This is a genomic window from Deltaproteobacteria bacterium, assembly GCA_019309545.1.
In the GTDB taxonomy this organism is placed as follows: domain Bacteria; phylum Desulfobacterota; class Desulfobaccia; order Desulfobaccales; family Desulfobaccaceae; genus Desulfobacca_B.
The window spans coordinates 1-7,382 of sequence record JAFDGA010000053.1 but is presented as its reverse complement, the minus strand read 5'-3'; the positions used below and the strand labels follow the sequence as shown (position 1 = coordinate 7,382).

The following is a 7,382-nucleotide window of genomic DNA, read 5'->3' as shown; positions in this document are numbered from 1 at the left end:
GAGGTGCCCCCGCCCCATCACCAAAATCTGCAAGACCCCATATTGTAGTGACGACAAAAAAAGTTAATAGTCTAATATCATTAATAATTATTCTCTTGACTGATAATCTCCGGTTGACTCGCCAAGGTATATCTCAATATTTTGTCTTATATAATAATAGTTATTGTTTTCTAAAAATCTGGGAAAACCCAGGCAAGCAGGATTTTCATAGTTTCTTTCCTTAATTTCTGATTCGCTTAAAAGGAGCTTTGTCAAAGCTTGGAGGGTCAGCCTCAAACTGGGGGAATCTCATTTTCGAGCCAGCACCGCGGCAAAGAAGCCATCCAGGCCCTCCCGCTCCGGCAGGGTGCGGAAAAACCCCGGCGGTTCGAGCAGATGCCGCGCCGTCGCAGGCAGGGCCTCAGGCGCAAAGTTGATTTTGAATTCAGGCCGGAACGCTAAAAAGGCCTCCACTACCGCCTCGTTTTCCTCCACTTCGGTGGTGCAGGTGATATAAAGAAGCAGACCGCCCACCCGTAGATAGGTTGCGGCGTGCTGGAGCATGGCCAACTGCCGGGTGGCATATTGGGGAAAATCGGCTTCGGACCGCCACCATCTTAATTCCGGGTGCCGTCGAATGGTTCCCAGACCAGAACAGGGAGCATCAATTAATATTCGATCAAAATTAACAGAAGCCTGGATGGGCAAAGGCCGGGTAGCATCCACCACCACCAAGGAAGTTTGCCCCAGCCTAAGTCGTTCCAGATTGTGACCAAGTTCGACTAAGCGCCAGCGGCTGCGATCCAGGGCTACCAGGTGGCCCTCAGACCCAAGCATGCTGACCAAGTGAGTGGTCTTGGTGCCCCGCCCGGCACCGATTTCCAGTACCCGCTGCCCCGGCTCCACCTGCAGCAGGTAAGTGACCAGTTGGGCGGCCTCATCCTGGAACACCCACAGTCCCCGCTGGTACGAGTCGAGGTTTAAAGGCGGCTGCTCCAGGGACTGGATGGTGAGGCCTACCGGAGAAAACCGGCAGGGCTGGGCTGGCACTCCTTCTTGAGCCAGCAGGGCCAGCAATTTGGCTGGGCTGATTTTCTGGGTATTAACCCGAATGGTAAGCGGCGGGATGTGGTTATTGGCCTGGCAACGCCGCCAAGCCCCGGACTCCCCCAGGTCCTGGAGCCAGCGGGCGGCCAGCCAGGGTGGATGAGAGGTGGCTACGGCCAGAGCACCTACCGGGTCAGACTGCCGGTCCGGCAAAGAAATAGTCCGGCCGACCTTGGCCAGCTTCCTTAGGGTGGCATTTAGAAAAGCTACCAGTGCCCGGGGCAGGTGGCGGCTTTTGGCCAACCGGATGGCTTCGTTGACCGCGGCATAGGTCGGGATACGGTCCAAAAAGAGAATCTGATAGGTGGTTAAGCGGAGCAGTTGTAAGATTAGGGGATGAAGTTTTTTCAAGGGGGTTAGCGATACCTGGCTGATGACAAAATCGAGGCGCAGTTGCCAGCGTAACACCCCTTGGACCAGTTCCAGCAGCAAGGCCCGGTCCGGCCGCGCCAAGCCGGGATGCTGGGCCAGCAGATCATGGATGAGACTTTCCGGAGAGCCACGGCGCCGGGCTACTGACTCCAGCACCTTTAGGGCCAAGGCCCGGGGGGAATCAATTAGTCTGACTTTGTAACCTCTTTTCCGGGGCTGGAGTCGCAACCGGTTGGGCCTCGGGCTGGGCGTTAAGAAAGATTTTTACTGCTCCTTCGACTTTCTCCAGATCAACCTGGGTGTCATAACAAGGCCCATGCGGCCGTTTATTGGTAATGCCATAGACCGGCAGGGGATAGGAATCCTGGATGCCGCTGGTGAGGTCCCGTTCGCAGGCTACGGCGATAATTATCTGCGGCCGCTTTTCGATGACGATCCGGCGAGCCAGAGTCCCGCCCGTAGCTACGGCCAGTCCGACGTGATATTTTTCGGCGATTTCCACCAAACCTTTAATATGGCATCTACCACAACGCTTGCAATTCTCGACGTTACCGGTAATTCGCACCGGACATTCATGATACTGCAAGCAATGGGGCATGAGCAGCAGGAGTTTATCAGGGGTGGTATGGAGATGTTGGGCCAGGACCAGATGGTTGTTAATTTCGATAAAAGAACGCTGTACCTGGGTCTTGCTGACCCCAAAGATTTTGCCGACCAGGACCATCAGCGGGAAAATGATTTTGACCACAACGCCGCGCAACCGCTTGGAGAAAAACAGATCTCGACCGAGTAGGATAGTCAGGATTAATAGTAAAACCCCTGCCACGGCGATAAAGGACAGCAGACCGAAAACGATCCCCAGGATCAGTGGTAAATCAGGATGGATGTTGGTCAGGCCGACAAAAGGCACATACCACAGGACCGCCAGCAGAACTCCCAGGATGAGGCAGGTAGCGGCCAACAGACCAATGAAGACTCGTTTTTGGGGACGGATAGAATTCCCACCATCGAGAATGATCGACGGGGACTGATCCTGAGACTGGTTGCTCATTCTCCCCTCATCAGTTGAACAGCCATGACCAATTAACCCAGACGTTGGTTCACAAGGAGGTGCCCCCGGGCGAATTCCTGGGCGGGCATTCGTCTGGACCCGGCCAACTGCACTTCCGGCAACCAAACACTTCCCTGCCCGCAGGCCACTTCCGCTCCCCGGTTAGTGACTTGTAAAACCGTGCCAGGGGGGGCCAAATCACCGCTCTCCTGGGCCACCCGGGCCTGAAAGACCTTCAGCGTCTTACCCTGGTAGGTAGCAAAAGCCCCGGGGCGAGGATCCAGACCCCGGACCCAGCGGGCCACCTCCATGGCCGGCCGGTCAAAATCCAGGTGCTGCATCTGCCTGGTCAAAGGGGGCGCATAACTTATCCCCTCCATTGGCTGCGGTTGGCGGATTATTTCTCCTTGTTGAAGCTTATTCAGAGCCTGGAGCAACAGTTCCGCCCCTAACGAAGCTAATCGGGCTGTCAGGCTCCCGGCGGTATCGGCTTCCGTAATCTTAACGGCTTCCGTTAAAAAAATCGGCCCGGTATCCATCCCGGCATCCATCCACATGATGGTTACCCCGGTGACGCTATTGCCTTGGATTATGGCCCAATTTATCGGGGCTGGACCCCGATGCCGAGGAAGCAGGGACGCATGGACATTTAAAGCACCCACCGACGGAATGGTCAACACCTCCGCGGGTAAAAGCTGGCCAAAGGCTACCACCACGATCAACTCGGGATGTAATTCCGCTAGGGCCCTAACTACCTCCTGCTGACGCACTCGTGGTGGCTGCCATACTGGCACCCCCCAAGCTTGTGCCTCTTCCTTGATCGGCGGCATGGAGAGTTTTCGCCCCCGACCGCACCGCCGATCCGGTTGGGTGACCACCGCCAGCACTTCCTGCCCGGCCTCCAGTAAGGCTCGCAGACTGGGCCGAGCAAATTCCGGGGTGCCCATGAAGATCAGACGCCAAGGGCGGTCAATCATTTCTGCAACTGCTTCCGAACCTGCCGAATATAAAGACTCCGCTTCAATCGACTGATGCGATCGATAAATAACCGACCGTCGAGATGGTCGATCTCGTGTTGCAGCACTACCGCCAATAATCCCTCGCCTCGGACTTCCAGAGGCTGGCCTTGCCGATCCATGCCCTCCACCGTGACCAGGGCTTTCCGGCGCACTTCGGAACTGAAATCACCGACTGACAGACAGGCCTCGGTATAAATCTGTTCCCCTTCGGCATAGGTAATCTTCGGATTGACGATGACTACCGGTTTGGGTCTCTCTTCCGGCGGAGAAACATCAAAAACAATGACCCGATGAAGAGCACCGACCTGATTGGCGGCTAACCCTATGCCCGGAGCTTGGTACATGGTTTCAATCATGTCATCGATAAGTTTCTGAATTTCCCCCTTAATTTCTTCTACTGGAGCGGCCGGTTGTTTCAATACCGGATCTGGATACTTACGAATTGGTAAAATAGCCATGGTTTAACATTTACCTCTAGAAAAGCCATACCGTTCTCAGGCTTCAAGGTATGTATTTTTACATTCATTTTAGAACATAATGGCTGATAGTTCAACATTAGGTTGATTTTTATCCAAAAAATCTAATAGTTCCAGAGTCCCGCACTGCACTTCGCAGTATGGTCAGGGCACAGTGGTCGAGGGGATTTATCCAGGTATGGAGCAGTAACTCCTTAAGTCCGCCCTAATTAGTAAAGGAAAAAGACAGATCTCGGGTACACCGCCACCAAAGGTAACCAGCCAGGAAACAAAACAGGAAATTGGGCACCCAGGGTGCCCAGGCGGGCGGCACCGAGCCGTTTACGCCCAGACGCCAAGAAGCGGTGAGCAAGATGTAATAAAGTACGAAACTGACCAGACCGATGATCAGTCCTAAAGAGCGGCCCCCACTGCGAGTGGAAAGGCCCAGCGGCATGGCGATCAGCGCCAACAGGAAACCGCCGATAGGCAGGGAAAAACGCCGCCCCAATTCCACCACTAAGCGATTATATTCTGTGGTCCCGGGTTTCTCCTGAGCCAGGGCCTGGCGCAACTCTCCGGGAAACATTTCATCTCCGGATATACGTCCCTCCGAGGCGAAGTTAAAAAGCTCTAGGGGGATCTGGTAGCTTTCAAATTCCACCGCATGCAGGTTCTCCAGATCTTTGCTCACCCGAATGACCCGCCCATGGAAGAGTTGAAACATCAGCATCTGGCTTTGGGGGTCAAAATAAAATGCCCCTGTTTCGGCGATAATGGTATTCGGCAATCCAGGATCGCGTTCATCAGAGATAAAAATACCTTCCAGAGTCTCACCCCGGGATTTTACCTTATTGACGAAAACCATCAATCGGGGAAAGTCGGTGTGGAACACTTGCTCCCGAATCCCCAGGTCAGCCCGCCGTTTAGTGACTTCGATTAATAACTGGCGCATGGCATGGTTGCCCCAAGGACTGGCATAGAGCGATAAGATCAGACTGATCAGGGTGGTAATCAGGGCAAAACCCAGGACCGAGGGCAGCAATTGGGTAACGCTGACCCCGGCAGTTTTCAGGGCCATGATCTCATGGTCAGCAGAGAGGCGCAAAAAGGTTAATAGCACCGCCACCATGGCCGCCATAGGCACCGTAAATACCAGCAGGAAGGGCATTATGAAGAGACAAAATCTCAGGATGTCGCCCAGACCGACTCCCTTGACGATGGTCATCTGCATGATCCGCATGATCCGACCCATAAACAGGATCAGCGTGAAGGCCAACAGACTGACCATAAATGGTCCCAGGTATTCTTGCCAAAGATAGCGGTGGATAATCCAGGGTCTGGGCAGACCTATAGTTTTTTGCAAGGATAATTTCACCGGATAGATACCAACAGGCCTTTTCTCCAGGTAGTCAAGATTTGCCAGCGACCCGGAAAAAGATGTTGCACGGCTTGCCAATCCTCATTTTTTAGAAGCAGATAGACTCGGGAATGCTGTTGCACCACCTGTTCGAGAGCTTCGGGCCGATCCAGAAACAGATTGACCCCGGCTGTATGCCGGCGTCCAAAATCCAGCTCGCTTTTCAGCTGATAAACAAATAAATCCTGGCCAGTATAAAATTCCAGACTCTGTAGGTAAACCCTATAGCCCACCAACGCCTCTCCGGGCTGCCACTCAGAATTGACTACCTGAGCCAGGGCCCGCCCGGAGCGAAGGTCAGCTACCCGCTCTATTCCCATAATTACCAGGGTGTTCAAGATTACGGCGCCGACCACAAGAATTAGCCGGCGGGCCTGGGGCCGCCTTCGGAAGGCCAGGGCCAGTCCCGGGATGGCAGCCAGGACCAGCAGAGCGATCAGGGAATAAGGAGACAAATAACTTATCTGGGAAATTCTCTGCCCCCAGGAAGCCGGGGGCAAAAGGAAAACTATTATCATCCCCAGGCCCACCAACAGCCAGATCAGCAGACTCCAGGATAATCCCCGGGAGTTTAACCCCGGTCTATGTCCCTGATTACTCAGGCTAAGAGCCCTGCCCAACTGCAGTGCCAGAGGTGGCAGGGCCGGCAAAATATAAGGCGCCAATTTGGCCCGCGACACCGAAAAAAAGATTAATATTACCCCCATCCAGAGCAACAGGAATAAGTTATCTTGCTGCTCGACGGGGGTTTGATTAACTCTCCGCTGCCCAAGTGCCCAGGGCAAGAGAAAACTCCAGGGCAACAGCCCCAGTGCGACGATGCCCACAAAATAATAGACCGGTTCCTCATGGTGGCTATAGGAAGTCAGGTACCTTTGCCAATGTTCCTGGAATAAAAAGTAACCGGGGAATTCCGGGTTATAAAGCGTCACCAGAACAAACCATGGCAGGCCCACTAGCAGCAGGATCAAAAATCCCCGGCTGTCCCAAAGCCGTAAAAGCATCTTAAAATCGCGGCGCGCCACGGCCCATGCCCCGAAAATTAGCCCCGGTAAAACCAGGGCCACCAATCCCTTGGTCAGCAGGGCCAGAGCTAAGCTCAGGTAGGCCCAGGGTAGATACGCTCGCCGTTCACGAGTTATCGCCAGATACCCCAAACCGATTCCCAGGGTCAGAAAGCAGGTCAGGGTCATATCCAGGGTAAGGATGCGGCCCATGATCACATATCCCACCGAAGTGAGGAGGACCGCGGCGGCCATGAGCGCCGTGGTCGGGTTGAACATCACCCGTCCCAAGCCGTAAACCGCCAGGATTCCTCCTATAGCGCTCAGGGCCGGGACCAGTCGAGCCGCGGTTTCGGTCTTTCCCAGGACCGCCAGACTTACGCTGGTCAGCCAGTAAACCAGCGGAGGTTTCTCCAGATATTTGACCTGATTGAGATGAGGGGTAATCCAATCGGATCGGACCCACATCTCCCGGGCAATTTCAGCATAGCGGCCTTCATCGGGGTCCATTAATCCCGGCACCCCCAACCGGAAAAAAAACAAGCCCGCCGCCAGACCCAAAAGCAGCACCAAGGCCTTGATTTGTGAGGCCGAGTGCCGCTGATTTATCATTTTATTGTCCGCTTCGCAGCACATTTACCAAATATCTTAAAACCTTCGCCTCCAAAGTCCAAGATTTTTTTGAAGTCTGAATTTTTAAGGGGGTATTTAAAGAAGATCTAATACCAATGTTGGTTTCAGATCCAACCGATAACGATATTAACTCTTGAATATCCTATACAATTTTACCACAAAAACCGAAAACTCTATACCGTCCTACGTAAAGGCAAAAAAACCGCGGAGGCCAGTGCTGAAATCAGCCTCCGCGGTCTTAGAGGCGCGGTTAAAAGGTTAGATTTATCCAGCCAGCAACGGCACCAACAGCAGGGCCACGATGTTGACCACCTTGATCATCGGGTTGATCGCCGGACCCGC

At 53.9% G+C, this 7,382-nt stretch carries 6 protein-coding genes; all 6 read right to left on the bottom strand.

Features of this window, described 5'->3' with window-relative positions; translation table 11 throughout:
- Positions 1-288: 288 nt before the first annotated feature.
- Complete coding sequence (rsmB, locus tag JRG72_11055; protein ID MBW2135741.1) at positions 289-1,626, bottom strand: 16S rRNA (cytosine(967)-C(5))-methyltransferase RsmB; 1,338 nt, start codon at positions 1,624-1,626, stop codon at positions 289-291.
- A gap of 13 nt (positions 1,627-1,639) precedes the next feature.
- A complete protein-coding gene (locus JRG72_11050) occupies positions 1,640-2,509 on the bottom strand; it encodes a DUF116 domain-containing protein (protein MBW2135740.1) in 870 nt (289 codons plus the stop codon).
- Positions 2,510-2,541: 32 nt separating this feature from the next.
- The gene (locus JRG72_11045) at positions 2,542-3,486 is read right to left on the bottom strand and encodes a methionyl-tRNA formyltransferase (GenBank protein ID MBW2135739.1); all 945 of its coding nucleotides are present in this window, start codon (positions 3,484-3,486) and stop codon (positions 2,542-2,544) included.
- On the bottom strand, positions 3,483-3,986 hold the full coding sequence (def, locus tag JRG72_11040) for a peptide deformylase (GenBank protein MBW2135738.1): 504 nt from the start codon (positions 3,984-3,986) through the stop codon (positions 3,483-3,485). Before def ends, JRG72_11045 begins: the two co-directional genes overlap by 4 nt.
- 223 nt (positions 3,987-4,209) lie before the next feature.
- A complete protein-coding gene (gene lptF / locus JRG72_11035; protein MBW2135737.1) occupies positions 4,210-5,349 on the bottom strand; it encodes an LPS export ABC transporter permease LptF in 1,140 nt (379 codons plus the stop codon).
- Positions 5,350-5,357: 8 nt separating this feature from the next.
- Positions 5,358-7,019 (bottom strand): glycosyltransferase family 39 protein, encoded by a 1,662-nt coding sequence (locus JRG72_11030; GenBank protein ID MBW2135736.1) that lies wholly within the window; start codon positions 7,017-7,019, stop codon positions 5,358-5,360.
- Positions 7,020-7,382 lie beyond the last annotated feature (363 nt).

Bases quoted from the DNA above. Each gene is read 5' to 3' on its own strand.
- def (MBW2135738.1), bottom strand. From the start codon at position 3,986: ATGGCTATTTTACCAATTCGTAAGTATCCAGATCCGGTATTGAAACAA.
- JRG72_11050 (MBW2135740.1), bottom strand. From the start codon at position 2,509: ATGAGCAACCAGTCTCAGGATCAGTCCCCGTCGATCATTCTCGATGGT.
- JRG72_11045 (MBW2135739.1), bottom strand. From the start codon at position 3,486: ATGATTGACCGCCCTTGGCGTCTGATCTTCATGGGCACCCCGGAATTT.
- JRG72_11030 (MBW2135736.1), bottom strand. From the start codon at position 7,019: ATGATAAATCAGCGGCACTCGGCCTCACAAATCAAGGCCTTGGTGCTG.